Here is a 1147-nt window from a genome sequence, read left to right as displayed (position 1 = left end):
GCCGGGGCCCGGCGCCGCCTCCGCGGCGGCGGCCTCCTCGGCCGCGTGCCGCTCGGCGGCGGCGCGCGAGGCGCGCTGCTCCTCGGCGTTCAGCCGCTCGTACTGCGCCTGGTAGGAGGCGATCTGCTCGTCGAGCCGCGCCCGCTGGGCCTCGACGCGATCGACGTGCGCCTGCGCCTCGGCGGCGGCCTCCTCGGCGGCCACCCGCGCCCGCTCGGCGTCCTCCCCGGCGCTCCGGGCCTCGCCGAGCACGCCGTTGTTGTGGGCCGCGATGGTGTCGAGCAGCCCCACCCGGTCCACCAGGTCGCCGGCCGACTCGCTGGTCAGCACGGCCTCGAGGGTGCCGAGCCCCTCGCCGGTGTACGCGCTGCGGGCCACGGTCCGGACCCGGTCCTGCGCCTCGGCCAGCGCCGCCTGCGCGGCGGACAGCTCCTCGGCGGCGGCGTCGGCGGCCGCCTGCGTCGCGGCGAGCTGCTCGCGGGTCTCGTTGAAGCGCTCGGTGAGCACCTCCAGGTCGTGCGCGCGGGCGGCGATCAGCTCCGCGGCCTCCTGGGAGGTGGCCGGCTCCGGATCGGCGGAGGCGGGGAGCGGGGTCAGGGCGACAGCGCCGGCGGCCACGAGGGCCAGCAGGGCCCGCCGTCCGGTGATCCGGCGGTGGGCAGGGCTGAGCGAACTCGCCATCTTCGGCGGGTGGTCCTTTCTTCCGTGGCCGCCTACCGGGTTAGCTGACGGGTTCGGGCGGGAAGGCGCCCGGCGGCCTGCGGCCCGTGCGGGCCGGTCGACCGCTTCACCCCGGGTGGTGCGTGTGGTTCCCCGGTCCGGTGCCGGACGGATCCGGCGGGTGGTTCGGCGGCGTCCGGGCGGTTGTCACCGGTTTCAGCGACGGACGGGTCCGTCCGGACGGGCTCACGGTAGGGGGCGGGACGGCGCTCCACCATGCCTGGGGACGACTTCGTCCTGGATCGTCGCCCTACGCCTCGCAGCCGCTCACGCCTCGTCACCGGCGCGCCGCGACACGCCCTCAGCCGGCTGACGTGAGGTCGACCACGGCCCCGACGACCCAGACGGCGGGGGGGCGGACGGCGTGCTCGGTGAGGGTGGCGGGCAGGTCGGCCAGGGTGGTGCGCAGGGTGCGCTGGGTGGGGGT

At 77.6% G+C, this 1147-nt stretch carries 1 protein-coding gene and 1 riboswitch; the gene reads right to left on the bottom strand.

The features are described from left to right. Nucleotides 1-681 (bottom strand): coiled-coil domain-containing protein (locus E9549_RS22795; RefSeq protein WP_374201701.1); only part of this gene is annotated, 681 nt, incomplete at its 3' end. A 14-nt stretch (nt 682-695) separates the two neighbouring features. Continuing rightward, a riboswitch (cyclic di-AMP (ydaO/yuaA leader) is annotated at nt 696-850 on the bottom strand. Between the last annotated feature and the right edge of the window lie 297 nt (nt 851-1147).

The sequence above is a fragment of the Blastococcus sp. MG754426 genome (genome assembly GCF_021699055.1).
Taxonomy (GTDB): domain Bacteria; phylum Actinomycetota; class Actinomycetes; order Mycobacteriales; family Geodermatophilaceae; genus Blastococcus.
The sequence above is the reverse complement of the archived record's forward strand: the minus strand, read 5'-3'. Positions and strand labels throughout refer to the sequence as shown.